This window comes from Rhodoferax sp. XS2R6 (assembly GCF_056521365.1).
Genome location: NZ_JBWMAY010000007.1, coordinates 23,797 through 47,497, shown reverse-complemented (window position 1 = coordinate 47,497; position 23,701 = coordinate 23,797). Strand labels below are relative to the sequence as shown.

The window sequence follows — 23,701 nt, the reverse complement described above, 5'->3', positions numbered from 1 at the left end:
GCCTCCGAAAGCAATAACAATGTCCCTGTTCCGTTGGTTCTCCAAAAAAACGCAGGTCCCGCCGCCTGCTGCAGAAAGCTCTGGCCTGGGCCATATCGATGCCACCTTGCCCTTTAACCACAGTGGCAAGTCACGTTCCAAGGGGCCGAATTCTGTGCCGGGCAGTGCTGCCAACCGGAAAAATGAACGCTTGGAGCGCCGCGAGCTGCTGTATGCGGTGGTGCGCGAGTCCATGACCCGCGCTGGCCTGCTGTCTACCAGCTACAAATTCAAGGTGTTATCCCTCGATTCCCGGGGCCGGCAGTACCTGATCATGATGGACATGGCGCGCCAGAACGTGGGAGACCCCCAGCGCTTGGCAGACATGGAGAGTCACATCGCCAAGGTGGCCAAGTCCCGGCACGACATTCTGGTTACAGCGGTGTACTGGCGTGTTAACGAACACGTGACGGCGGGTCTGGCACGCAGTGCCAGCGCAGCGCCGGTAGTGGCCGTCCCTGTGGCTGCTGTGGCGGTGGCACCTGTAGCCCCGCGGTATGAGCCTTTGCAGGCGGACGAAGTGGCGGCGTTCAAGCAGGCCCTGGCGGCCATCCCTTCGCCCACCGCCTTGTCGGCACCCGGAGAAATTGTGCGTTCCGGACGCCGCAATCCGGCACCCCCCAGTTTTCAGGACACGGAATTGGATGACCGCAATTCGCCGCTGAGTGGTACCCAGTACGGCGACCTGAACTGAGCGGCCTCAGCGGGCCTTAGTGGCCCGCAAAATCGACCAGGGTGAACAAGGGCAGACCGGATTCACGCAACCGGTCGGAACCGCCCAACTCGGGCAGGTCAACAATGGCGGCACCTTCCATCACATGGGCGCCCAGGCGCTCCAGAAGCTTTTTGCCCGCCATCATCGTGCCGCCGGTAGCGATCAGGTCATCAATCAGCAGGACACGGTCCCCCGCCTTGACGGCATCGGTGTGCAGCTCCACGGTGGCGCTGCCGTACTCCAGTTCATAGGTCTCTTCCACGGTGGTGAATGGCAGCTTGCCTTTCTTGCGGATTGGGACAAAGCCAATGTTCAATTCGTAGGCCACCACGGCGCCCAGGATGAAGCCACGGGCATCGAGCCCGGCCACCACATCGGGCCGCATGCTCGGGTCCATGTAGCGGTGCACAAAGGCATCGATCAACACCCGGAAGACCTTGGCGTCTTGCAACAGCGGGGTGATGTCACGGAACTGCACCCCTGGCGCAGGCCAGTCGGGCACGGTGCGAATATTGTCCCGAAGGTATTGGTTGACGCTGAGGTGTTGCATAGAAACGGGGCAGGTGCAGAAATGAAGGCAGGCGCTATTGTGCCCCCAACGGTGCAGCGCAGGGACTAACCTTTAAGCAGCTTCTGCTCGGCCATGGCCAGTGCCCCGGCCTTGCCGGACAGCACCAAGGTGTCGCCGCCCTCCAGCGTGGTGTGGGCTTCGGCGCGGGAGCTGGCGCCATTGCTGCGGCGCAGGCTCAGCACCCGAATGTCCAGCGCCTCCAGATCAAAGTGGGACAAGGGTTTGCCCGAGGCCTTGGCACCCAGGGGCAGGTTCACGGTGACCAGGCGTTCCTGTTGCAACTCGTCCACGGAGTCATCGTCAGCACCGTGGAAGAAACCGCGCAAAAGGTTGTAACGGGCATCGCGCTGGTCTTGCACGATGCGAATCACACGCCGCATGGGCACACCTACCAGGGCCAGTGCGTGGCTGGCCAGCATCAGCGAGCCCTCAATCGCTTCGGGTACCACCTCCGTGGCCCCGGCGGCGCGTAGCTTGTCCAAGGCATGGTCGTCCTGGGTGCGCACAATGACCGGCACCTGGGGCGCATGGGCATGGGTGTTGCTCAGTACCTTCAGGGCAGCGCCTTCGCCCAGATACGTAATCACTACGGCACTGGCGCGGGCCAGTCCGGCCGCCATCAGGGCCTGCAGGCGGGCGGCATCACCAAACACCACCGAGTGCCCGGCCGCGGCGGCCTGGCGCACCCGGTCCGGGTCCAGGTCCAGTGCCATGTAGGGAATACCTTCGTTCTCCAGCATGCGCGCCAGGTTTTGTCCGCAGCGGCCAAACCCGCAAATGATGACGTGCTGGTTGGCGCTGATGGACTTGCGCGCGATGGTGGTCATCTGCAGTGACTGCAACAGCCACTCGCTGCTCACCAGTTTCATCACGATGCGGTTGCTGTACATCACGATAAAGGGCGTGGCCAGCATCGACAGCACCATGCTGGCCAAAATCGGGTTCAGCAAAGCAGGTGGCACCAGGGAGTTTTTTTGCGCCAGGGTCAGCAGCACAAAGCCGAACTCACCCGCCTGGGCCAGGTACAGGCCGGTGCGCAGGCCCACGCCCGATGAGGCCCCTAACACCTTGGCCAGGCCGGTGACCAGCGCGGCTTTGAACACGATGGGCAGAACCACCAGCAGCAAGACCAAGGGCCAGCGCTCCAACACCAGACGCCAGTCCAGCAGCATGCCGATGGAGATGAAAAACAGCCCCAACAGCACATCGTGGAAGGGACGAATGTCGGTTTCCACCTGGTGTTTGTATTCGGTTTCCGAAATCAGCATGCCGGCAATGAAGGCGCCCAGTGCCAAGCTCAGCCCCGCCAGTTCGGTCAACCAGGCCAGGCCCAAGGTGATGAACAACAGGTTCAGTACAAACAGCTCGTCACTTTTGCGGCGCGCCACCAGGGTCAGCCAACGCCGCATCAAGTGCTGTCCACCAACCAGCAGCACCGTGACCAGTACTACCGCCTTCAATGCGGCGAGTGAGAGTGCCTCAAACAGTTGTTCGCCAGAGGCGCCCAAGGCGGGAATCAGCACCAGCAATGGCACCACCGCCAAATCCTGGAACAGCAACACCCCCATGACGCGTTTGCCATGCTCGGAGTCCAGCTCCAGCCGTTCCACCATCAGCTTCACCACAATGGCGGTGCTGCTCATGGCCAGGGCGCAGGAGAGCGCCAGTGCGGCCTGCCACTCCATGTTCCAGATGCGTGGGAACAAGGTTGCCATGCCCAAGGTGGCAGCGGTGGCCAAGCAAATGGTGACCGCTACTTGCAACAGCCCCAGCCCGAACACGTGTTTGCGCATGGCACGCAGCCGTGGCAGGTTGAACTCGAGGCCAATCACAAACATCAGGAACACCACGCCAAACTCGCCCAGGTGGCGCACACCGTCGGAGTTTTGCGAGAGCGCCAGTGCATTGGGCCCAATCACCACGCCTACCGCCAGGTATCCCAGCATGGGGGGCAACTTGAGCGAACGGCACACCACCACCCCCAGCACGGCCGCCAGCAGGTAAAGCAGGGTGATTTCCAATCCAGTCATGGCGCGATACTAGCAAGAGACATGCGCGTCTATAAAATGCGCGCATGACAGCACATGCAGCAAGCGGCGAGTCTTCGCGCGCCGACCGGGCTTTGGCTCTGGCCAAAGAAACGTTTGACATCGAGGCCGCGGCCGTTTTGGGCCTCAAGGACCGTGTGGGGGAAAGTTTTGCCCAGACCGTGGAGCGCATTCTTGCCATCCAGGGTCGTGTGGTGGTGATGGGCATGGGCAAGAGCGGCCATGTGGGTCGCAAGATTGCGGCCACACTGGCCTCCACCGGTACGCCTGCGCTGTTTGTGCACCCGGCCGAAGCCAGCCACGGTGATCTTGGCATGGTGACCGCGATCGATCTCGTGCTGATGATTTCCAACAGTGGCGAGTCCCAGGAGATGGCGGCCATCCTGCCGGTTCTCAAGCGACTCGGCGCGCCCTTGGTGGCGATGACCAGCAAGCCCGAGTCCATGATGGCGCGTTACGCAGACCTGTGGATTGATACCGGTGTGTCCAAAGAAGCCTGCCCGCTCAACCTGGCGCCGACCGCTAGTACCACGGCCCAGTTGGCGATGGGTGATGCGCTGGCGGTTGCCTTGTTGGACGCGCGGGGATTTCGCGCAGAAGACTTTGCACGCTCCCACCCTGGGGGGGCGCTGGGGCGCAAGTTGTTGACGCATGTGAGCGACGTGATGCGCTCCGGGGACGCTGTACCCAAAGTGCTGCCCACGGCCACGTTTAGCGAGCTGATGCGGGAAATGAGCGCCAAAGGCCTGGGTGCTACTGCCGTGGTTGAGGTCGATGGATCGGTGCTGGGCATCTTTACGGATGGTGATTTGCGCCGCATGTTGGAGCAAGGCGTAGATTTGCGCGCGAAGACCGCCCGCGACCTGATGCACCCGCGCCCCCACACGATCCATATGGATGCGCTGGCGGTGGATGCGGCAGATGTGATGGAGGCCAAACGCATCACCAGCGTGTTGGTGGTGGATGCCCAGGGGGCCTTGTGTGGCGCACTGAATAGCAACGACCTCATGCGCGCGAAAGTTATCTGATGGCGGCTCTCCCTCATATCCAGTTTGCGCCCGATCTTTTGCTCCGCGCCCAAGGCATCCAGGTGGTGTTTTTTGATGTGGATGGCGTCTTGACCGATGGCGGCCTGCTGTTCTCCGAATCCGGTGAAACCCTCAAGCGCTTCAACACCCTGGACGGCCATGGCCTGAAGCTGCTGCAAAAAGCGGGTATCACCCCCGTCATCATCACCGGACGTGATTCGCAAGCCCTGCGGGTCCGCTTGCAGGCGCTGGGTGTGGCGCACGCGCACTTTGGCACCGAAGACAAACGGCCGGCGGCAGAGCAGACCCTGAAGGCACTGGGCCTGGATTGGTCGCAAGCGGCTGCCATGGGGGATGACTGGCCCGATCTGCCCGTTATGCGGCGTGCCGCACTGGCCTGTGCACCGGCCAACGCCCATGTGGAGGTGCTGGGTGCCGCCCAGTACGTGACCCGTGTACCCGGCGGTCACGGTGCAGTGCGTGAGTTGTGTGACTTGTTGCTGGTGGCCAGTGGGCGGTATGCCGACCTGCTCGGAACCTACATCCAGTGAAAAACTTTCTGTACGAAGCCTGGGAGCGTTTTCTGCTCTACCTGCCCCTGATGGTGATGGGGACGCTGGCGCTGGGTACTTACTGGCTGGTGCGCAGCACCCCTGTGCCTGAAGTCGCCCAGGCGGAACGTGTCCGTGGGCACGAACCCGACTATTTCATGCATGGCTTTTCCATCAAGACCTACGATGCGACGGGGCGTATGCGTTCCGAGGTGCAAGGGGACGTGGCGCGCCATTACCCCGACACGAAATGGATCGAAATCGACAGCATCCGCATCCGCTCCTTTGATGCCCAGGGTCGCCTTACCACGGCCAGTGCACTGCGCGGGCTGACCAATGACAGTGGCTCGGAAGTCCAGCTCATGGGCAAGGCCGTGGTGGTGCGCGAAGCGGACAACACTGCGGCTGGCAAGGCGACGCCGCGCATGGAATACCGCGGTGAGTTTTTGCATGCGTTCATGGACACCGAAATGGTCAAGTCCCACCAGCCCGTGGAGCTCACCCGCGGCAAAGACCGTTTCACGGCCGATGCCATGGAATTTGACAATGTGGACCAAGTGATGCAACTGCGCGGACGTGTGCGTGGCACCTTGGTACCAGAGTCCCGCTAAACCCATACCCACGCTCTGGAGCAACTGATGGCCGCTTTGATTTTTATTACAGGTGCCTCCAGCGGCATTGGCCAAGCCCTGGCCTGGCGTTATTACCAAGCCGGCTACACGCTGGCTTTGGTGGCCCGCCGTACCGAAGAGATCCAGGCCTGGGTCCAGAGCCAGGCGCTGGATGCGGTCCGCTACCGTGTGTACCGCGCCGACGTGTCGGACATCGACAGCATTGTGGGCGCCGGCCAAGCCTGTTTGGCAGAGCTGGGGGTGCCCGATGTGGTGATTGCCAATGCGGGCATCAGCGTGGGCATGGATACCGGGGTGCGCAGTGATCTGGACGTGATGGTGCGTACCTTCAGCACCAACAACGTGGGGCTGGCGGCCACCTTCCACCCCTTTGTGCGTGCCATGGAGCAGCGGGGCAGTGGGGCTTTGGTGGGCATTGGTAGTGTCGCCGGCATTCGCGGGCTGCCAGGCCATGGCGCTTACTGTGCGAGCAAGGCGGCTGTGATCAACTACTGCGAATCTTTGCGCGGTGAGTTGCGCAGCAGTGGTGTCAAGGTTGTCACGCTGTGCCCGGGCTACATTGACACGCCACTGACGCGCCAGAACCGCTATGGCATGCCGTTCCTAATGCAGCCTGCTGCGTTTGCTGATCGCGCATTTGACGCGGTTGCGCAGGGTGCCACTTACCGTGTCATTCCGTGGCAGATGGGGTGGGTGGCCAAGGCCTTGCGTATGTTGCCCAATGCCTTGTTTGACAAGGTGTTGGCAGGGCGTCCGCGCAAGCGCCGGCAAGACGAGGCTTAAACGCAGCCTCTCCAATGCAAAAGGGACCCGAAGGTCCCTTTTTTGCGAAGTACAAGTACTTGCTGTGTGCTGCTTAGTAGCTGCTACGACCACCGCCGTAACCACCACCGCCGCCGCCACCGGAGCGGCCACCGCCACCACCGTAGCCGCCGCCACCGGAGCGGTCACCGCCGCCGCCGTAGCCGCCACCACCGGAACGGCCGCCGCCACCGAAGCCGCCGCCACCGCCAGCACCGCCGCCGAAGCCGCCGGAACGGGGAGGACGTGGTTCCATGGGACGGGCTTCGTTCACCACCAGACCGCGGCCACCGAACTGTTGACCGTTCATGGCGTTGATCGCGGTTTGTGCTTCAGCATCGCTGCCCATTTCCACAAAACCGAAGCCTTTGGAGCGACCGGTGTCGCGTTCCATCATGACTTTGGCGCTGGAAACGGAACCGTGTGCCGCAAACGCTTGTTGCAGGTCTTCGTCACGGAAAGAATAAGGCAGGTTGCCTACGTAAAGTTTGTTGCCCATGGAGGGACTCCTCAAAATAACTCAAAACGCGATGGAGTCCTTAACCGCAATCAACAAACCAGTGAAGACTTAAAGCAGACGCGAAACTGACTAAACACCGCAAACTTGCACACCCGTACTCTGGGCAATGCAAGACCATTATGCGCTAGTTTTTAAAAGCCACCTAATTTTTATTTTTCTACGGGGTTTGTGGCGGAATCCGGTTCTTCCTCGGCGTAGTGGCGCCACTGTTGCATGCTGTTGCGCATGGTGAGCATTTGGCGCTCGAACCGGGGGCAGGCTGCGCAGGCGAGCAGGTGCAAGCGCAGCGCAATGCGGTCGGCCGTGCCCAGTGGGCGGTCTTCCCGGGCGACGAGCAGGGCGGCCGCTTCTCGGCAGGTCCTTCGGAATGGCATCATGGTTGAACGGCCTTTGCAAACCAGTGCATCTCCAGACACTCGCGCAAACGCAGGCGAGCGCGGTGCAGCTGTACGTAGAGGTTGGTCGGCGTGAGCTGCAGCTCCTTACAAATTTCCTCGCTGGACAGCTCCAGCCACTCGCGCATCAGGAACAGCCGCCCCTGAACCGCCGGCAACTTGCTGGTGCAAGCCTCCAGAATCTCGAAAAACTGGCGGCGGCTTGCGTCCTGCTCCGGGTTGCCCCACTCGGAGGGCATTTGGCTGAAGTGGCCGTCGGCTTGGAACGCCATCAGGTCCAGCGGATCGGTTTGGTGGTCGGGATCGGTATCCAGCGTGGTGGCTTCCCGGCGGTGGTGGCGCAGGGCGTCAATGATCTTGTGTTTGAGGATGCCCACCAGCCAGGTCTTGAGCTGGGAGCGGCTGTCAAACGCCTGGGGCTTGGCGATCGCGGCCAACACGGTCTCGGACACGGCGTCTTCGGCCCAGGCCTCGTTGCGCAATTGCAGGCGTGCAAACTTGAGGAGGTAATCACGGAGGTCGGCGACCTGCTGTTCAAAACTGGGCATGGGGGTTTGCGGGTTGGTGTGGTTGCAGTGTACGGTTGCGCGGTGGCACCACGTTTGCAGCCAAGGGAAAACCCGTGTGCGCGTGTTATCAAGCGGGGGTACTGTAAGAAATGCCAACCCTGCCGGACTAACCCTCAACCAGCGTTCTGGCGCAATTCCGTGCCAAGCCTATCTGGTTGTTTCTCTTTCCAACCTAGGAGTTTTCTCATGAACCAACGTGCCCTGATTGCCGCCACCGCTGCCAGCCTGATGACCTTGGCCCTGGCCTCTGCCCCTGTGGCCGCCCAAGAGAAAGAAAAATGTTTTGGTATTGCCAAGGCCGGACAAAACGACTGTGCCAACCTCTCTGGCAGCCACTCCTGTGCCGGCCAGTCCAAGGTGGACATGGACAAGGGTGAATGGAAGTACGTTGCCAAAGGCACCTGCAAGGACATGAAGGGCCTGTCTATGGACGATGCCAAGAAGATGAAGAGCTGATTGCCTTGCCCATGACCGCCACCCACCCCGATGTGCCTGTGCCCGCGCCCTGCGGCCAGGTCGGCATCGGGTGGCGGCATCCCCATTACGCGGAGCTGCTGGAGCGGCAGCCCGCACTGGATTTTCTGGAAGTCCACTCCGAGAATTTTTTTGGCAGCGGTGGTGCTGCGCTGGCCGTGCTGATGCAGGCCAGGGCGCACTACCCCATCAGCCTGCACGGCGTGGGGCTGTCGCTGGGCTCGGCGGTGGGGCTGGACCCCTGGCACCTGGACCAGCTGGCCCATCTGGTGCAGCGGGTGGACCCTGTGCGGGTGAGCGACCACGCCTGTTTTGCGCGTGGCACCCTGGGGGCGCAGACCGTGCACGGCGCAGACCTGTTGCCCATCCCGTTTTCTGACGAGGCGCTGGACGTGTTGTGCCGCCATGTGCAGCAGGTCCAAGACCGGTTGCAGCGCCGCTTCATGGTGGAAAACCTGTCGGCCTATGTGCGCTGGAACAGCCCAGACGCCCACGACTGGTCGGAGACTGATTTTTTGACCACTCTGGCCCGGCGCACGGGCTGCCTGCTGCTGGTGGATGTGAACAACATTTATGTGAATGCGCGCAACGCCGAACTGGCGGGCCAACTTGCCGATCCGCTGCAGGCCTGCCGCGATTGGCTGGACGCCATTCCGCCCGATGCCGTAGGCGAGCTGCATGTGGCGGGCCACTGCCATGTGGCCGATGCGCATGGCGAGATCGTGATTGATGACCACGGCAGCCGGGTCAGCCCCGCGGTGTGGGCGCTGCACCGGCATGCCTTGCAACGTTTTGGCCCCGTGGCCACGTTGGTGGAGTGGGACACCGAGGTGCCGGCGCTGGACGTGTTGCTGGAGGAGGCCGACACCGCCCGCCATGCAGGCCAGGCTGTGCGCGGCGCTGCGGAGGCCTTGGTATGAGTGCCTTGGCACTGCAGCAACAACAATTGCTGGAAAGCCTGTTTTTACCTGCCACAGAAGATGCTATAAAAAGCATAGCTATTCGCGCAGATTCCATGGGGGCTAGAGGTCTAAAAGCTTACCAGTCCAATGGCCACGCCCTGGCCGGGCGCGCGCTGCTGGCGGCCTACCCGGTGCTGGCCCAGATGCTGGGCGGTGATAGTTTTGCCGCCCTGGCACGTGCGCTGTGGCACGCATGCCCCCCGCAGCGTGGTGATGTGGCGCAATGGGGCGACACGCTGGCCGACTTTGTGGCCACCAGCCCGCAGCTGGCCGACGAGCCTTACCTGGCCAATGTGGCGCGGGTGGAGTGGGCGTTGCACACCTGTGCCAGTGCGGCCGATGCCGAATTGCAACCCGCCACCCTGGCCCTGCTGGGCAGCCACAATCTGGACACCCTGCGGCTGCAACTGGCCCCCGGCACCACCGTGGTGTGCAGCCCTTGGCCCACGGCCAGTCTGGTGCAGGCGCATTTGCAGACAGGCGTGACGCTGGCCGAGGCCGCCACCCGCTTGCGCGCAGGCCAGGCCGAGGATGTGGTGGTCTGGCGCCAGGGCTACCGCCCGCGCCTGCGGCAGGCGGTACCCGGGGAGGTGGTGTTCGTATCCACCCTGCTGCAGGGCCATGCTTTGGGGCTCGCTCTTGACGCTGCCCCGCAACTCGACATCAACGGCTGGCTCACCGACGCCGTGCAAAGTGGACTGCTGTTGGCCGTCCACGCCCCCTGATTCTTCCACCCCCGCCACACTGCGATGACGCCTACCGCCATGCCCTCTTTGCAAACCCCCAGTGCCTCCTGGACCACCCGCGCTGTGGCGCTGTGGGACCGTCTGGAGCGCAGCCTTAACACCCTGCAGCCCCTGGCCGCCCTGCTGGCGCGGCTGTATGTGGCGCAGGTGTTTTTCCTTTCGGGCCTGACCAAGCTGCGTGACTGGGACATCACCCTGGCCCTGTTTGCCGACGAATACCACGTGCCCCTGCTCTCGCCCGCGGTGGCTGCTGCGCTCGGCACAGCGGGTGAGCTGGTTTTGCCCGTGTTGCTGGTGCTGGGCCTGGCCGGGCGTTTTGCGGCGCTGGGCCTGAGCGTGGTGAATGGAGTGGCGGTGCTGGCGCTGGCCGAGATTGCCCCGGCGGCGCTGCAGCAGCACATCACCTGGGGCGTGTTGTTGGCCGCCTTGGCGCTGTATGGCTGCGGCCCCTGGTCGCTGGGGCCGGTGTTGCGGCGTTGGGTGCTTCGCGCAGCGTAAGCTCGCGCCATGCCCACCGCTCCCTTGCCGCCGCCTGCACCCGCCACGCGCCGGGGGCTGTGGCCCACGCGCATTGCGTGGCGGCTCACGCTGGGGCTGGGGGTGTTAGTGGGGCTGGTGCTGCTGGCGCTGGTGCAGTCGGGCTGGCAACTGCGCTTGATGTCAGACCTCACCCAGCGCTTTGCCACGGGTGACATGCAGCGCCTGCTGCGGGTGCAGGCCCTGACGCTGCAAACCGAGGGTGTGGGCAGCGCCCTAGTGCGCCTGGTGCATGCCCCGCGCGAAGACCGTGTCAAAGAGTACACCGATGTGGATGCGCGCAACCGCACGCTGGACGGCATCATCGAATCGCTGTCCGAAGGGCTGAAGGATGTCGAACAGGAAGCCACCCTGCGCCGCCTGGTGGAGGCCCGCACCACGTATGCCGAGGCGTTTATTGCTACGGTGGACGAGATTGAAGCCGACAACCTGCCCGCCGCCGCGCGGGCCCTCAACGACCAGGTGAACCCGGCCCTGAACGCGATGCTGCGTGAATCGGGCGCCCTGTTGCAGCGTGAGCGCCAGCGGGTCGAAGAGCAACTGGTGGCGGCTCAATCGCTGTTTGAGCGCGTGGCCCTGTGGGTTGGTGCCGCATCGTTGCTGGGTGTTGCGCTGGCCGCGGTGGTGGCCTGGCGCACCACCCGCAGTGTGGTGGCGCCTTTGGCCCGGCTGGAGACCGCGGCCTTGCAAATTGCCCAAGGTGACTACCGCCACCGCATGCCGGATACGGGTACCCAGGAGGTAGACCGCGTGGGCCAGGCGCTCAACACCATGGCCGATGCAGTGGCGCAGCGCGAGCAGCAAATCGTGCGGCTGGCCTACCAGGACAGCCTTACCGGCCTGCCCAACCGCACCGCACTGCTCTACCCACAACACCCCGTGCCGGAAGGCTACAACGCGCTGTTGCTGATCGATTTGGCCCGGCTCAAGGCGATCAACGAAACCCTGGGTTTTGCCACCGGCGACACCCTGATCAAAGAGCTGGCCACGCGCAGCCAGGCTGTGTTGCAGACCGCCATGGCCCGCGGTTGGGTGGGGCCGCATGGCGTGGTGGCGCGCCTGGCGGGCGGCAGTTTTGCCATGGCCGTGCGGGCGGCCAGCCGCCACGAAGTGGAGCAACTGCGCCTGGCACTCAGTGCGGCCATGGCGCAGTCGGTGGCCTGCAGCGGTCACAGCGTGGACCTGGCGATTGCGTGTGGCTTGGCCGGTGCCGAAACGCAGGATGCTGTGGCCGCCAATGCCCTGCTGCGCAATGCCGAGGTGGCGCTGCACAGCGCCAAACGCGCCGCGCTGGACCACACCTGGTACAGCGCCGCCCAGGAGGCCGCGCGCCTGGACCACCTGAGCCTGGTGTCGGACCTGCGCACGGCGGTGGCCCAGTCGCAGCTGCAAATGTGGCTGCAACCCAAGCTGTCGTTGCAGACCGGCCAGCCTGTGGGGGCCGAGGCCTTGGTGCGCTGGGTGCACCCGCAGCGTGGTTTTGTGTCGCCGGCTGAATTTGTGCCGTTTGCCGAGCAGACCGGGTACATCACCATGGTGACCGACTGGATGCTGGACCAGGCCCTGCACACCTTGCAGCGCTGGGCCAGCACCTACCCCCAGCTCAGCATCGCCGTCAACCTGAGCACGCGTGACCTGCAAGACCCGGGTTTTGCGCTGCGTGTGGCCGCCAAGGTGGCTGCCAGCGGAGTCGATCCACAACGCCTGCGCCTGGAGGTGACCGAGAGCGGGGTGATGCAAGACGCCGTGAAAAGCCTGGCCCTTCTGCACGCCCTGCGCGCGGTTGGCATGCCGCTGTCTATTGATGACTTTGGCACCGGCTACTCCTCGCTGGCCTACCTGCAGAAGATGCCGGTGAGTGAGCTCAAAATCGACCGCAGTTTTGTCGATGGCATTGACGCGGCACCCGCCAGCCAGCGGCTGGTCAAGGCCATGATTGAGATGGGCCACGGTCTGGATCTGGTGGTCACCGCCGAAGGTGTGGAAACCACCGCCGAGCGCGACATGCTCATCAGCCTGGGGTGTGATGTCATGCAGGGCTACCTGGGCAGCAAACCCCTGCATGGCGATGTGATGGAAACCTGGTTGCTATCAAATACATAGCTGCTCGCGCATATTCCATAAGCACCAAGTGCTTGTTTGGCTATAAATCTGACGGGGGCTTGAACGGACTGGCTTGCAGCGCCTGCGCGCATTCCTGCACCATCCAGCGGCGAAAGCGGTGCAGCGCTTCGCTGTTGCGCCGGGTGTTGGGCTCCACCAGAAAGTAGCCGCGCGCCGTGCGCTGCGGTGCGGCCACCGCGGCCACCAGTTGCCCGCTGCGCACCAGCTCATCCACCAGCGGGGCCCAGCCCAGCGCCACGCCCTGCCCGGCCATGGCCGCCTGGATGACCAGCGGGTAGTTGTTGAGCGTGAGGTCGTGCCCGGCGCCCGCACTGCGCAGGCCATGGGCGGCAAACCAGCCCTCCCACAGCAGCCAGCGCTGGGGTTCGGCACTCTCCAGGTGCAGCAGCGGCAGCGTGCGCAGGTCGGCTGCCTGGCCGCTCAGGCGCTGCTGGGCATAAAAAGTCGGGCTGCACACCGGTACCACGATTTCGGGGAGCAAGGGGGTGGCGCTGCAGCCGGGCCAATGCCCGTCGCCAAATGCCACTGCCATGTCCACCGGTTCACCGCGGATGTCGAACTGGTTCTGGCTGGTGACGATGCGCACATCCAGCTCCGGCACCAGCTCGCGCAGTGCGGCCAGGCGCGGCATCAGCCAATAGGTGGCAAAGCCGAAGTCGGTGGCCACGGTCAGCACCTGGCGCTCGCGCCGCGCCCGGATTTTGGTGGCCACCTCGCCAATGCTGCTCAGGCTCTCGCGCACCGCGGTCACCAGCTGCAAGCCCTCGGGCGTGAGCGACACGCCCCGGTGCTCCCGCTTGAACAGGGGCACGCCCAGGTCGTCTTCCAGCAGGCCGATGCGCTGGCTCACCGCCGGTTGGCTGGTGCCCAGCTCCTGGGCCGCAGCGGTAAAGCTCAGGTGGCGCACCGCGGCTTCAAAAAACACCAGGCTTTGCAAAGGGGGGAGGCGGCGCATGTCTTGCATAAGCACAGTTTATGCCGCCATAAGTAATGGATGTCTTCACGCGCAGGTTTTGCGTGCCTAGACTGAATCCATTGCATAACCCGCCTTTATGTTTACACCGGTACTTTGAACGTGCGCCCACCCAACATCCTCCTCCTCATGGCCGACCAGCTGACGGCGTCAGCCCTGGCCACCTACGGCAACACCGTGAGCAAGACGCCCACCATCGACGCGCTGGCCGCGGCCGGCGTGGTGTTTGAGTCGGCCTACACCAACAGCCCTTTGTGCGCACCCTCGCGCTATGTGTTCTTGTCCGGCAAGTTGCCATCCAGCATCGGCGCCTATGACAACGCGGCCGAGTTGCCGTCCGAGGTGCTGACCTTTGCCCACCACCTGCGCCACGCGGGTTACCGCACGGTGCTGTCCGGCAAGATGCATTTTTGCGGTGCCGACCAGACCCACGGGTTCGAGGAGCGGCTGACCACCGACATCTACCCCGCCGATTTCGGCTGGACGCCGGACTGGGAGCAGCCCGAGGTGCGCCCCAGCTGGTACCACAACATGGGTTCGGTGCTGGACGCCGGCCTGTGCGTGCGCACCAACCAGCTGGACTTTGACGACGAGGTGGTCTTCCTCGCGCAGCAAAAGCTGTTTGATATGGCTCGTGATGAGGACACGCGTCCCTTCTGCATGGTGGTCTCCATGACCCACCCGCACGATCCCTATGCCATCCCCCGCGACTACTGGGACCGCTACCGCCATGAAGACATCGACATGCCCCAGGTGCGCGACGACATGGTGCCGCGCGACCCCCACACCCAGCGCCTGCGCCATGTGAGCGACATGGACCGCACCCCGGTGAGCGACGACCAAGTGCGCAACGCCCGCCACGCTTACTACGGCGCGGTGTCCTATGTGGATGACCAGATGGGCCGCATCCTCAAAACACTGGAGCAGACCGGCCAGGCCGACAACACCATCATCGTGGTGCTGTCCGACCATGGCGACATGCTGGGCGAGCGCGGCCTTTGGTACAAGATGAACTACTTTGAGCACGCCAGCCGCATCCCGTTGATCGTGCACGCGCCCCAGCGTTTCAAGGCGGCGCGCGTTGCCGCCAATGTGTCACTGGTAGACATCCTGCCCACGCTGGTGGATCTGGCGTTTGACGGGGCCGCGCCCGCCTTGCCCGAGCCGCTGGACGGCCGCAGCCTGTGGCCGCACCTGACGGGCAGCGGTGGGCATGACGAGGTGATCGGTGAGTTTTTGGGTGAAGGGGCGATTGCCCCGCTGGTGATGCTGCGCCGCGGCCACCTCAAGTTCGTACACACCCCGGTGGACCCCGACCAGTTGTATGACCTGGCCGCCGACCCGCGGGAGCTGCACAACCTGGCCGCCGACCCGGCCCACGCGGCCACGGTGCAGGCCTTGCGCGCCGAGGTGGCGCAGCGCTGGGACATGCCCACGCTCACCGCCCAGGTGATCGCCAGCCAAAAGCGCCGCCGTTTCCACTACGCGGCCCAAAGCCAGGGCGCCGCCCAGCCCTGGGACCACCAGCCCTTTCAGCCCGCCAGCCAGCGCTATATGCGCAACCACATAGCCCTCGACACGCTGGAGGCGCGTGCCCGTTTTCCGATTGTCCGTTCTGCCCAAGTCACTGTTTAAGCCACTGTTTCACCTCACCTTTCAGGAGTTCACCATGGGAAGTTATCGCTTTGTTATTGCGTCCTTTGCTGCGGCACTGGGCCTGTTCGCCGGCCAGGCGCAGGCCGCCGAGCCCGAGTCCTGCCGCCAGGTCCGCATGGCCGATCCGGGCTGGACTGACATCACCGCCACCAACGCCTTTGCCGGCGTGGTGCTCAGCGCCCTGGGCTACGAACAAAAAGTGGCCTCGCTGAGCGTGCCCATCACCTATGTGGGGGTGAAAAAAGAGCAGGTCGATGTGTTTTTGGGCAACTGGATGCCCGCGCAAAAAGCGCTGGTGGAGCCCCTGGTGAAAGAAGGCGCACTGGAAGTGGTGCGCGCCAACCTGCCGGGCGCCAAGTTCACGTTGGCGGTGCCCGGCTATGTGGCAGACGCGGGGGTGAAAACCTTTGCCGACCTGGCCAAGTTTGCCGACAAGTTTGACAAGAAGATTTATGGCATCGAGTCCGGCTCGCCCGCCAACCAGAACATCAAAAAGATGATCGACGCCAAGAGTTATGGTCTGGAGGGTTGGTCGCTGGTGGAGTCCAGCGAGCAAAGCATGCTGAGCCAGGTGGCCCGCAAAGAGAAAGGCAAAGACTGGATCGTCTTTCTGGCTTGGGAGCCGCACCAGATGAACACCAAGTTCCGCATCAGCTACCTGGATGGCGACAAGGACTACTTTGGCCCCAACTACGGCAGCGCCACGGTGAACACCGTGTCCCGCAAGGGCTACGCCACCCAGTGCCCCAACGTGGGCCGCCTGTTTGCGCAAATGGAATTCACGGTGGACCTGGAGAACAAAGCCATCTCCGAGGTGCTGGATACCAAGGTGGACGCCAAAGCGGCCGCTGCCAAACAGCTCAAGGCCAACCCCAAGGTACTGGATGCCTGGTTGGCCGGTGTCAAAACCTTCAGCGGTGAAGACGGGCTGGTGGCGGTGAAGAAAGTGCTGGCACTGAATTAAGGCGGTATTTGAATGTAAAAACGGGCGCTAGCGCCCGTTTTATATGCGCAAGCAGCTATGAAAATCATAGCTGCTTGCTGGCGTTGCGGTTTACCAGTTAGCTTCCCGCTCGGGGCTGGCGCTGATTTTGTGAATGGAGAGGTCGGCGCCGTCGTATTCCTCTTCCTGGCTCATGCGCAGGCCCATGGTGGCTTTGAGCAGGCCGTAGACCACAAAACCTGCGGCGGCCGCCCAGGCCACGCCCATGGCGGTGCCGATGAGTTGGGCGGCGAAGCTCACCCCGCCCAAACCGCCCAAGGTGGTGCTGCCGAAGATGCCGGCCGCAATACCGCCCCAGGTGCCACACAGGCCGTGCAGCGGCCAGACGCCCAGCACGTCGTCGATCTTCCATTTGTTCTGTGTCAGCGTGAACATCACCACAAAAATGGCGCCAGCCACACCGCCCACCACGAGCGCGCCTAGGGGGTGCATCAGGTCGGAGCCGGCGCATACCGCCACCAGCCCGGCCAAGGGGCCGTTGTGCACAAAGCCGGGGTCGTTTTTGCCCATCAGCAGGGCCACCAGCGTGCCGCCCGCCATGGCCATGAGCGAGTTCACCGCCACCAGGCCAGACATCTTGTCCAGCATCTGTGCACTCATCACGTTGAAGCCGAACCAACCCACGATCAGAATCCACGCGCCCAAGGCCAGGAACGGAATGCTGGACGGTGGATGCGCCGAGATCGCGCCGTCTTTGCGGTAGCGGTTGCTGCGTGCGCCCAGCAGCAGCACCGCGCCCAACGCGATCCAGCCGCCCACGGCGTGTACCACCACGCTGCCGGCAAAGTCGTGGAACTCTGCGCCGGTCAGGCCCTTGATCCAGGCCTGCACGCCAAAGTGCTGGTTCCAGGCAATGCCCTCAAAGAAGGGGTAGACCACGCCGACGATGACCGCCGTGGCAATCAACTGCGGCCAGAACTTGGCGCGCTCGGCAATGCCGCCCGAGATGATGGCGGGGATGGCGGCCGCAAAGGTCAGCAGGAAGAAGAACTTCACCAGCGCATAGCCGTTTTGGGCCGCCAGCTGTTCGGCGCTGATGAAAAAATGCGTGCCATAAGCCACACCGTAGCCCACCGCAAAGTAGACGACGGTGGACACCGAGAAGTCCACCAGGATCTTCACCAGCGCGTTGACCTGGTTTTTGCGGCGTACCGTGCCCAGTTCCAGAAAGGCAAAACCGGCGTGCATGGCCAACACCATGATGGCGCCGAGCAGGATGAACAAGGCATCCGCGCCCTGTTTGAGTGCTTCCATAAGTTCCTCTTGAATTGAAATGCTGCTTATTGGTGCAAATCTCAATGAAATTTGCGTTATGCACCAAAATCAAGCAAAAAGTGCGCCAGATTGGGGCTGGCATGGCCTGCAAGGCGGGCGGCTACAATGCAGACTGTCATTGGGGAGTAGCCGCCCTTCTTTATTGAGAGGGGCTTGCGTCAACAGACTTGTGGTGTCGGCAACGGCACCCATGGCGCAAGCAGAGCCCGTCACGCGGGTTTTGGCGAGACCTTTGACTGCACGCCTCTGATTTCGGCCGGGGGTGTCGTGCAGTCATTGGTAGGTCCCCGGCCATGGATCTCGTCATGGAAGCTTTTCTCCTCTCCACCGGTATCGTTGCGCTCGCAGAAATGGGCGACAAAACCCAGCTGCTCGCGCTCGTCCTGGCCGCGCGTTTTCGCAAACCCTGGCCTATCGTCTGGGGCATCTTGGTGGCCACCGTGGCCAACCACGCCATGGCTGGCGCGCTGGGCGCCTGGGTCACCACGGTCATCGGCCCCACCACCCTGCGTTGGATTCTGGGTGCCTCTTTTATTGCCATGGCGGTGTGGATGTTGATCCCGGACAAGCTGGACGACGAGGAGACCGACGCGCAGCCGCGCTGGGGCGTATTCGGCACCACCGTCGTCGCTTTCTTTCTGGCCGAAATGGGCGACAAAACGCAGATCGCCACGGTCATGCTGGCCGCGCAGTACAACGCCTACTTCTGGGTGGTGGCCGGGACCACGCTGGGCATGATGCTGGCCAATGCGCCCGTGGTCTGGCTGGGCGAACGGATGACACGGCTGGTGCCGCTGCGTGTGGTGCATCTGGTCTCGGCGCTGATTTTTGCGGGCTTGGGTCTATACGCCCTGCTGGCCTGAAAAGGCCTGCTTGGTATACTTTCCGCTCACAGCGCCAATTTGCTCCAGCTTGCGGGCGCTTAATAAATACAGCTAAACACGGACCCGCCTTTTGGCATTGCAACCCGGCCCGCGTTTAGCGTTGCCGGGTTTTGTTTTTTATGCTGATCGCCACGCCCCTGTCCATGACCTTCGACGCGCCTTTGCAGTTGCAAAGCGGCGCGTCCATCCATGGGTATTCGTTGAGTTACGAGACCTACGGCACGCTCAATGCCGACAAGTCCAACGCCGTGCTGGTGTGCCACGCGCTCAATGCCTCGCACCACGTGGCGGGCGTGTACGCGGGTCAGGACAAGTCCGAAGGCTGGTGGGACAACATGATTGGCCCGGGCAAGTCGGTGGACACCAACAAGTTTTTTGTCATTGGCGTGAACAATCTGGGCTCCTGCTTCGGCTCCACCGGCCCCATGCACACCCACCCCGATACGGGCAAGGTCTATGGCGCCGATTTTCCGGTGGTCACGGTCGAAGACTGGGTCAACGCCCAGGCCCGCCTGCTGGATGCCTTGGGCATCCAGACCTTGGCCGCTGTGTTGGGTGGCAGCCTGGGTGGAATGCAGGCGCTGAGCTGGACGCTGCAGTACCCGGACCGCATGCGCCACGCCGTGGTGGTGGCCAGTGCGCCCAACCTCACGGCCGAGAACATTGCCTTTAACGAAGTGGCACGCCGCGCCATCGTGACCGACCCGGACTTCCACGGCGGTCACTTCTACGAACACGGCGTCATCCCCAAGCGCGGCCTGCGCATCGCCCGCATGATTGGCCACATCACCTACCTGAGTGATGACGTGATGAACGAGAAGTTCGGCCGTGAGCTCAAGGAGGCGGTGCTGGGCAGCGCCAGCGGCTACCGGTATTCGACCCAGGAGGTGGAGTTCCAGATCGAGAGTTACCTGCGTTACCAGGGCGACAAGTTTGCCGAATACTTTGACGCCAACACCTACCTGCTGATCACGCGCGCGCTGGACTACTTCGACCCGGCCAAACCCTTTGGCGGTGACCTGAGTCAAGCCCTGGCTCGCGCCACCTGCAAATTCCTGCTGGTGAGTTTTACCACCGACTGGCGCTTCAGCCCCAAGCGCAGCCGCGAGGTGGTCAAGGCCCTCCTCGACAACCAGCGCGACGTGAGTTACGCCGAGATCGACGCGCCTCACGGACATGATGCCTTTTTGCTCGATGACGCCCGTTACGTGGGCGTGATGCGCTCCTACTTTGATAGCGTTGCACAAGAAACAGAGGTATTTCCGCCGCCGGGCCGCCCCAAGGCGGAAAGCGCCCCCTTGGGGGGCAGCGCAGTACGCGCAGCGACAAGTGTGGGGGCACTCTCAGCATGACCGACCTGAACACCCTGCACGCGATTGCCAGTCTGGTGCCTGAAGGCTCTCGCGTGCTCGACCTGGGCTGTGGCGACGGCGCCCTGCTGGACCACCTGCAACGCGAACGCGGCTGTACGGGTTACGGCGTGGAGTTGGACGATGCCAATGTGCTGGCCTGCGTGCAGCGCGGCGTGAATGTGCTGCAGCTCAACCTGGACCAGGGGCTCACCGTCTTTGGCGACGCCAGCTTTGATGTTGTGCTGCAGATCGACACGCTGCAGCACTTGCGCAATGCCGAGACCATGCTCAAGGAAACGGCGCGTGTGGGCCGCGTGGGTATTGTGGCTTTCCCCAACTTTGCACACTGGCCCAACCGCCTGAGCATTCTGCAGGGCCGTATGCCGGTGACCAAGCGCCTGCCCTACCAGTGGTACGACACGCCCAATATCCGCGTCGGCACCCATGCCGATCTGGCCCTGCTGGCGCAGCGCAATGGCCTGCGGGTGCTTGATAGCTTTGGTTTGCAAGATGGACGCACCGTGCGCTTTGTGCCAAATCTGCGCGCCGGTACCTCGGTCTACAAGCTGGCCCGCTGAATGCTGCGCTGAACCCACGACCTGCCATGCCCCGCTTTGCCGCCAACCTGAGCTTTCTGTACAACGAGCTGCCGTTTTTGGAGCGTTTTGCGGCAGCCGCCCAGGATGGTTTTGCCGGTGTGGAGTTTCTGTTCCCCTATGCGTGGACAACGGGCGAGATTGCGTACGCGCTGCAGCAGGCGGGCTTGCAGCAGGTACTGCTCAACGCACCGCCGGGTGGCACGGACCTGGTCACCATGGCCAGCGCCTGGGACCGCGGTGAACGCGGCACGGCCGGCCTGCCGGGGCGCGAGGCGGAGTTTCGCGCGGGGATTACCGAGGCCTTGCGTTATGCCCAGATCCTGCAATGCCCGCGCATCCATGTGATGGCCGGGCTGGTGCCGCAGGGGGCGGATGTCGCGGCCCTGCACGCCTGCTATGTGCACAACCTGCGCTGGGCCGCGCAGCAGGCAGCGCCGCTGGGCTGCACCCTGCTGATCGAACCGATCAACCCACGCGACATGCCGGGTTATTTTTTGCGCCACCAGGCCCAGGCGCATGCTCTCGTGGCCGAGGTGGCGGTGGCCAACCTGCAGGTGCAGATGGACCTGTACCACTGCCAGGTGACGGAGGGCGATGTGGCCAGCAAGCTGCGCCAGTACCTGCCCACGGGCGCCGTGGGCCATATTCAGATTGCCAGTGTGCCCGAGCGGCAGGAGCCGGATGGGGGTGAGCTGAACTACGGCTACCTGCTGGCGCTGGTCGACAGCCTGGGCTACGCCGGCTGGGTTGGCTGTGAATACCGGCCCCGCGGCGGGGCGGCGGCGGGCGCCACCCGTGCCGGTTTGCGCTGGCGCAAAACGGTCCCGCCCTGAGGGTTTGTGAGAGCCGGAATGGGCCGCGCCCATGGCATGATGGTGCTTTACCAATTTTGCCCATCAGGAGTTCGACATGAACGCCCGCGTACCGTCCGCCGCCTTGAATGCGCCACAAGCGCTGGAGCAAGTCAGCCAAGCCTGGGACCGTGACATTGTTCACCGCCTGGAGGACTACATCCGCATCCCCGCCAAGTCCCCCATGTTCGATGCCGACTGGGCCAGCGGCGGGTATCTGGAAACGGTGGTGCGCAACACCGCCCAGTGGATCGAGGCGCAGAAGGTGCCCGGCCTCACCCTCGAAGTGGTGCGTCTGGAAGGCCGCACCCCGGTGCTGTTTTTTGAAGTGGCGGCCAGCGGAAGCACTTCCAACCAGACCGTGCTGATGTACGGCCACCTGGACAAACAACCCGAGTTTTCCGGCTGGCGCAAGGACCTGGGCCCCTGGACCCCCAAATACGAAGACGGCAAGTTGTATGGCCGCGGTGGTGCCGACGATGGGTATGCCGCCTATGCCGCCATTGCTGCGCTGCAAGCCCTCAAGAGCCAGAACGTGGCGCACCCGCGGGTGGTCGGTTTGATTGAAACCTGCGAGGAAAGCGGCTCGTACGACCTGCTGCCCTACATCGACATCCTCAAGCCCCGCCTGGGCGACGTGGGCTTGGTGGTGTGCCTGGACTCGGGTGCCGGTAACTACGACCAGCTCTGGCTCACCAACAGCCTGCGTGGCATGGCCAGTGGGGTGCTCAAGGTGGAGATCCTCACCGAAGGGATCCACTCGGGCGACGCCAGTGGCCTGGTGCCGTCGAGCTTTCGCATCATGCGCCAGGTGCTGGACCGGCTGGAAGACAGCAAAACCGGCCGCCTGTTGCCACAGAGTTTCCACTGCGAGGTGCCGGGCGAGCGCTTGCAGCAGGCGCAGGCCACCGCCGCCATTCTGGGCGACGAGCTGTTCAAGCGCTTCCCTTGGGCGCATTACGACTGCGGCGGTGCCACCACCTTCGCCCTGCCCACCACCACCGACCCGTTGGAAGCCCTGCTCAAGCGCACCTGGCAACCCACACTGAGCGTGACCGGTGCCGATGGTTTTCCGGAGCTCAAGAACGCCGGCAATGTGCTGCGTCCTTACACCGCCTTCAAACTCAGCCTGCGCCTGCCCCCCTTGGTGGAAGCTGCCAGCGCCGTGCAGGAGCTCAAAACCCTGCTCGAAGACAACGCGCCTTACCAGGCCAAAGTCACCTTTGAAGGTCTGTCCAGCGCCACCGGCTGGAATGCGCCTGACACCGCACCCTGGTTCGAGGCCGCGCTCAACGAAGCTTCCCAAGCCCACTTTGGTGCGTCCTGCGGCCACATCGGACAGGGCGGCACCATTCCTCTCATGAACATGCTGTCCAAGGGTTTCCCCAAGGCGCAGATGATGGTCTGCGGCGTGTTGGGCCCCAAGAGCAATGCCCATGGGCCCAACGAGTTTTTGCATGTTCCTTATGCCAAGAAGCTCACCGCGGCCGTGGCCCAGGTGATTTCCCGTTTCCCCTGAACCACGGACCCCTGTATGTGCGCTGACACCACCCTCACTACCTTCGTGGCCAGCGATGGCGATAACGTGGTCATCCAGGACTGGCCGCTGGAGTCTGGCGTGCGCCTGCGCGGCGTGGTCATTCTTGTGCACGGCCTGGGCGAGCATGCTGGCCGTTACGACCACGTGGCGCACCAGCTCAATGCCTGGGGCTTTGCCGTGCGCGGTTACGACCAGTGCGGCCATGGTGAGTCGGGTGGCGCACCCGGCAGCCTGCCCAATGACACCCGCCTGCTGGACGACCTGGCCGATATTGTGGACAGCACCCGCGCCCGCATGGACAAAGGTACGCCGTTGATTGTGTTGGGCCACAGCATGGGCGGCCTGGTAGCGGGGCGTTTTGTGTCGCTGGGCATGCGCCCGGTGGATGCGCTGGTGATGTCCTCGCCCGCGCTGAACCCGGGGCTTAGCGCGTTCCAGAAGCTGCTGGTGGCAGTGTTGCCCAAGTTGTTCCCCAACCTGCGCGTGGGCAATGGCCTCAACGCCAGTTACATCTCACACGACCCGGCCGTGGTGGCCGCCTACCAGTCCGACAAGCTGGTGCACGACCGGATCTCCGCACGCCTGGCCCGGTTTATTGCCACGGCCGGCCCGGCCACCGTGGCCCTGGCACCCCAATGGAAGGTGCCCACGCTGCTGATGTATGCGGGGGACGACCGCCTGGTCCAGCCACAAGGCAGCCGCGACTTTGCCGCCGCGGCGCCCCAGGCGCTGGTGACCACGCACTGTTTTGAAGGCCTCTACCACGAGATCTTCAACGAGCTGGACGCGGCGCCTGTATTTGCAGCCCTGCGCCAATGGCTGGACCAGCGGTTTTGAGCCTGGCACTGCCTGTGCT

The 23,701-nt window shown here is 63.5% G+C and carries 25 protein-coding genes and 1 riboswitch; of the genes, 18 read left to right on the top strand and 7 right to left on the bottom strand.

Translation table 11 applies throughout. From position 1 onward, the window contains the following. Positions 1–19 precede the first annotated feature (19 nt). Positions 20–733 carry a hypothetical protein gene (locus tag AC097A_RS18365; protein ID WP_105260265.1) on the top strand — a complete coding sequence of 238 codons (714 nt, stop codon included), beginning with the start codon at positions 20–22 and terminating at the stop codon, positions 731–733. 16 nt (positions 734–749) lie between these two features. Here the strand turns inward: AC097A_RS18365 and AC097A_RS18360 are convergent, their stop codons facing one another. Further along, a complete protein-coding gene (locus AC097A_RS18360; RefSeq protein ID WP_094476681.1) occupies positions 750–1,304 on the bottom strand; it encodes an adenine phosphoribosyltransferase in 555 nt (184 codons plus the stop codon). 65 nt (positions 1,305–1,369) lie between these two features. After that, positions 1,370–3,355: a monovalent cation:proton antiporter-2 (CPA2) family protein gene (locus AC097A_RS18355; protein WP_479621952.1), complete on the bottom strand. Its 1,986-nt coding sequence runs from the start codon at positions 3,353–3,355 to the stop codon at positions 1,370–1,372. A gap of 44 nt (positions 3,356–3,399) precedes the next feature. Here AC097A_RS18355 and AC097A_RS18350 point away from each other — a divergent pair, with 44 nt between their 5' ends. The 4 genes from AC097A_RS18350 to AC097A_RS18335 are packed head-to-tail and all read left to right on the top strand — an operon-like array spanning position 3,400 to position 6,367. Then, positions 3,400–4,401: a KpsF/GutQ family sugar-phosphate isomerase gene (locus tag AC097A_RS18350; RefSeq protein ID WP_479621951.1), complete on the top strand. Its 1,002-nt coding sequence runs from the start codon at positions 3,400–3,402 to the stop codon at positions 4,399–4,401. After that, positions 4,401–4,952, top strand: a complete 552-nt coding sequence (locus AC097A_RS18345; protein WP_479621950.1) for a KdsC family phosphatase — start codon at positions 4,401–4,403, stop codon at positions 4,950–4,952. Before AC097A_RS18350 ends, AC097A_RS18345 begins: the two co-directional genes overlap by 1 nt. Beyond that, positions 4,949–5,563: an LPS export ABC transporter periplasmic protein LptC gene (gene lptC / locus AC097A_RS18340; protein ID WP_105260269.1), complete on the top strand. Its 615-nt coding sequence runs from the start codon at positions 4,949–4,951 to the stop codon at positions 5,561–5,563. Before AC097A_RS18345 ends, lptC begins: the two co-directional genes overlap by 4 nt. A gap of 27 nt (positions 5,564–5,590) precedes the next feature. Beyond that, complete coding sequence (locus AC097A_RS18335; protein ID WP_479621949.1) at positions 5,591–6,367, top strand: SDR family oxidoreductase; 777 nt, start codon at positions 5,591–5,593, stop codon at positions 6,365–6,367. Positions 6,368–6,440: 73 nt separating this feature from the next. On the opposite strand, the gene AC097A_RS18330 is transcribed toward AC097A_RS18335, so the two are convergent. From AC097A_RS18330 to AC097A_RS18320, 3 genes are all read right to left on the bottom strand, one after another. After that, a complete protein-coding gene (locus AC097A_RS18330; protein WP_105260271.1) occupies positions 6,441–6,884 on the bottom strand; it encodes an RNA recognition motif domain-containing protein in 444 nt (147 codons plus the stop codon). Positions 6,885–7,054: 170 nt separating this feature from the next. Beyond that, positions 7,055–7,282, bottom strand: a complete 228-nt coding sequence (locus AC097A_RS18325) for a zf-HC2 domain-containing protein (RefSeq protein WP_479621948.1) — start codon at positions 7,280–7,282, stop codon at positions 7,055–7,057. Further along, positions 7,279–7,848: a sigma-70 family RNA polymerase sigma factor gene (locus AC097A_RS18320; protein ID WP_479621947.1), complete on the bottom strand. Its 570-nt coding sequence runs from the start codon at positions 7,846–7,848 to the stop codon at positions 7,279–7,281. Before AC097A_RS18320 ends, AC097A_RS18325 begins: the two co-directional genes overlap by 4 nt. A 207-nt stretch (positions 7,849–8,055) precedes the next feature. Here AC097A_RS18320 and AC097A_RS18315 point away from each other — a divergent pair, with 207 nt between their 5' ends. Genes AC097A_RS18315 through AC097A_RS18295 form a run of 5 tightly spaced genes read left to right on the top strand, consistent with a single transcriptional unit; the run spans position 8,056 to position 12,691 of the window. Beyond that, entirely contained in the window at positions 8,056–8,325 is a 270-nt protein-coding gene (locus AC097A_RS18315; protein ID WP_479621946.1) for a BufA1 family periplasmic bufferin-type metallophore, read from the top strand. Between the two features lie 11 nt (positions 8,326–8,336). Next, entirely contained in the window at positions 8,337–9,263 is a 927-nt protein-coding gene (gene bufB / locus AC097A_RS18310; protein WP_479621945.1) for an MNIO family bufferin maturase, read from the top strand. Beyond that, positions 9,260–10,030 (top strand): HvfC/BufC family peptide modification chaperone, encoded by a 771-nt coding sequence (locus AC097A_RS18305; RefSeq protein WP_479621944.1) that lies wholly within the window; start codon positions 9,260–9,262, stop codon positions 10,028–10,030. The genes bufB and AC097A_RS18305 overlap by 4 nt, the downstream gene beginning before the upstream one ends. A gap of 39 nt (positions 10,031–10,069) precedes the next feature. After that, positions 10,070–10,549 carry a DoxX family protein gene (locus AC097A_RS18300; protein WP_479621943.1) on the top strand — a complete coding sequence of 160 codons (480 nt, stop codon included), beginning with the start codon at positions 10,070–10,072 and terminating at the stop codon, positions 10,547–10,549. 9 nt (positions 10,550–10,558) lie between these two features. Beyond that, positions 10,559–12,691 (top strand): putative bifunctional diguanylate cyclase/phosphodiesterase, encoded by a 2,133-nt coding sequence (locus tag AC097A_RS18295; protein WP_479621942.1) that lies wholly within the window; start codon positions 10,559–10,561, stop codon positions 12,689–12,691. Between the two features lie 40 nt (positions 12,692–12,731). Here AC097A_RS18295 and AC097A_RS18290 read toward each other — a convergent pair whose 3' ends face one another. Further along, the gene (locus AC097A_RS18290) at positions 12,732–13,676 is read right to left on the bottom strand and encodes a choline sulfate utilization transcriptional regulator (protein ID WP_479621941.1); all 945 of its coding nucleotides are present in this window, start codon (positions 13,674–13,676) and stop codon (positions 12,732–12,734) included. A 105-nt stretch (positions 13,677–13,781) separates the two neighbouring features. On the opposite strand from AC097A_RS18290, the gene betC reads away from it, so the two are divergent. Together betC and choX are read left to right on the top strand one after the other, a co-directional pair. Beyond that, complete coding sequence (betC, locus tag AC097A_RS18285; protein ID WP_479621940.1) at positions 13,782–15,320, top strand: choline-sulfatase; 1,539 nt, start codon at positions 13,782–13,784, stop codon at positions 15,318–15,320. Positions 15,321–15,354: 34 nt separating this feature from the next. Further along, entirely contained in the window at positions 15,355–16,305 is a 951-nt protein-coding gene (choX, locus tag AC097A_RS18280; protein WP_479621939.1) for a choline ABC transporter substrate-binding protein, read from the top strand. A 90-nt stretch (positions 16,306–16,395) separates the two neighbouring features. Here the strand turns inward: choX and AC097A_RS18275 are convergent, their stop codons facing one another. Next, on the bottom strand, positions 16,396–17,598 hold the full coding sequence (locus AC097A_RS18275; protein WP_479621938.1) for an ammonium transporter: 1,203 nt from the start codon (positions 17,596–17,598) through the stop codon (positions 16,396–16,398). A 129-nt stretch (positions 17,599–17,727) separates the two neighbouring features. Further along, positions 17,728–17,921: riboswitch (yybP-ykoY riboswitch) on the top strand. A 3-nt stretch (positions 17,922–17,924) separates the two neighbouring features. On the opposite strand from AC097A_RS18275, the gene AC097A_RS18270 reads away from it, so the two are divergent. From AC097A_RS18270 to AC097A_RS18245, 6 genes are all read left to right on the top strand, one after another. Next, the gene (locus AC097A_RS18270) at positions 17,925–18,482 is read left to right on the top strand and encodes a TMEM165/GDT1 family protein (RefSeq protein WP_479621937.1); all 558 of its coding nucleotides are present in this window, start codon (positions 17,925–17,927) and stop codon (positions 18,480–18,482) included. 140 nt (positions 18,483–18,622) lie between these two features. Next, positions 18,623–19,855, top strand: coding sequence for a homoserine O-succinyltransferase MetX (metX, locus tag AC097A_RS18265; RefSeq protein ID WP_479621936.1), 1,233 nt, complete (start codon positions 18,623–18,625; stop codon positions 19,853–19,855). After that, complete coding sequence (gene metW, locus AC097A_RS18260) at positions 19,852–20,433, top strand: methionine biosynthesis protein MetW (RefSeq protein WP_479621935.1); 582 nt, start codon at positions 19,852–19,854, stop codon at positions 20,431–20,433. Before metX ends, metW begins: the two co-directional genes overlap by 4 nt. A gap of 26 nt (positions 20,434–20,459) precedes the next feature. After that, positions 20,460–21,287, top strand: coding sequence for a 2-oxo-tetronate isomerase (gene otnI, locus AC097A_RS18255; RefSeq protein ID WP_479621934.1), 828 nt, complete (start codon positions 20,460–20,462; stop codon positions 21,285–21,287). Between the two features lie 76 nt (positions 21,288–21,363). Then, positions 21,364–22,824, top strand: a complete 1,461-nt coding sequence (locus AC097A_RS18250; protein WP_479621933.1) for a M20/M25/M40 family metallo-hydrolase — start codon at positions 21,364–21,366, stop codon at positions 22,822–22,824. 15 nt (positions 22,825–22,839) lie between these two features. Then, positions 22,840–23,682: an alpha/beta hydrolase gene (locus AC097A_RS18245; protein ID WP_105260289.1), complete on the top strand. Its 843-nt coding sequence runs from the start codon at positions 22,840–22,842 to the stop codon at positions 23,680–23,682. Positions 23,683–23,701 lie beyond the last annotated feature (19 nt).

Excerpts from the sequence above, each read along its gene's own strand:
- AC097A_RS18365 (WP_105260265.1), top strand. The coding sequence starts at position 20 with ATGTCCCTGTTCCGTTGGTTCTCCAAAAAAACGCAGGTCCCGCCGCCT.
- AC097A_RS18360 (WP_094476681.1), bottom strand. The coding sequence starts at position 1,304 with ATGCAACACCTCAGCGTCAACCAATACCTTCGGGACAATATTCGCACC.
- AC097A_RS18355 (WP_479621952.1), bottom strand. The coding sequence starts at position 3,355 with ATGACTGGATTGGAAATCACCCTGCTTTACCTGCTGGCGGCCGTGCTG.
- AC097A_RS18350 (WP_479621951.1), top strand. The coding sequence starts at position 3,400 with ATGACAGCACATGCAGCAAGCGGCGAGTCTTCGCGCGCCGACCGGGCT.
- AC097A_RS18345 (WP_479621950.1), top strand. The coding sequence starts at position 4,401 with ATGGCGGCTCTCCCTCATATCCAGTTTGCGCCCGATCTTTTGCTCCGC.
- AC097A_RS18335 (WP_479621949.1), top strand. The coding sequence starts at position 5,591 with ATGGCCGCTTTGATTTTTATTACAGGTGCCTCCAGCGGCATTGGCCAA.
- AC097A_RS18330 (WP_105260271.1), bottom strand. The coding sequence starts at position 6,884 with ATGGGCAACAAACTTTACGTAGGCAACCTGCCTTATTCTTTCCGTGAC.
- AC097A_RS18325 (WP_479621948.1), bottom strand. The coding sequence starts at position 7,282 with ATGATGCCATTCCGAAGGACCTGCCGAGAAGCGGCCGCCCTGCTCGTC.
- AC097A_RS18320 (WP_479621947.1), bottom strand. The coding sequence starts at position 7,848 with ATGCCCAGTTTTGAACAGCAGGTCGCCGACCTCCGTGATTACCTCCTC.
- AC097A_RS18315 (WP_479621946.1), top strand. The coding sequence starts at position 8,056 with ATGAACCAACGTGCCCTGATTGCCGCCACCGCTGCCAGCCTGATGACC.
- bufB (WP_479621945.1), top strand. The coding sequence starts at position 8,337 with ATGACCGCCACCCACCCCGATGTGCCTGTGCCCGCGCCCTGCGGCCAG.
- AC097A_RS18305 (WP_479621944.1), top strand. The coding sequence starts at position 9,260 with ATGAGTGCCTTGGCACTGCAGCAACAACAATTGCTGGAAAGCCTGTTT.
- AC097A_RS18300 (WP_479621943.1), top strand. The coding sequence starts at position 10,070 with ATGCCCTCTTTGCAAACCCCCAGTGCCTCCTGGACCACCCGCGCTGTG.
- AC097A_RS18295 (WP_479621942.1), top strand. The coding sequence starts at position 10,559 with ATGCCCACCGCTCCCTTGCCGCCGCCTGCACCCGCCACGCGCCGGGGG.
- AC097A_RS18290 (WP_479621941.1), bottom strand. The coding sequence starts at position 13,676 with ATGCAAGACATGCGCCGCCTCCCCCCTTTGCAAAGCCTGGTGTTTTTT.
- choX (WP_479621939.1), top strand. The coding sequence starts at position 15,355 with ATGGGAAGTTATCGCTTTGTTATTGCGTCCTTTGCTGCGGCACTGGGC.
- AC097A_RS18275 (WP_479621938.1), bottom strand. The coding sequence starts at position 17,598 with ATGGAAGCACTCAAACAGGGCGCGGATGCCTTGTTCATCCTGCTCGGC.
- AC097A_RS18270 (WP_479621937.1), top strand. The coding sequence starts at position 17,925 with ATGGAAGCTTTTCTCCTCTCCACCGGTATCGTTGCGCTCGCAGAAATG.
- metX (WP_479621936.1), top strand. The coding sequence starts at position 18,623 with ATGCTGATCGCCACGCCCCTGTCCATGACCTTCGACGCGCCTTTGCAG.
- metW (WP_479621935.1), top strand. The coding sequence starts at position 19,852 with ATGACCGACCTGAACACCCTGCACGCGATTGCCAGTCTGGTGCCTGAA.
- otnI (WP_479621934.1), top strand. The coding sequence starts at position 20,460 with ATGCCCCGCTTTGCCGCCAACCTGAGCTTTCTGTACAACGAGCTGCCG.
- AC097A_RS18250 (WP_479621933.1), top strand. The coding sequence starts at position 21,364 with ATGAACGCCCGCGTACCGTCCGCCGCCTTGAATGCGCCACAAGCGCTG.
- AC097A_RS18245 (WP_105260289.1), top strand. The coding sequence starts at position 22,840 with ATGTGCGCTGACACCACCCTCACTACCTTCGTGGCCAGCGATGGCGAT.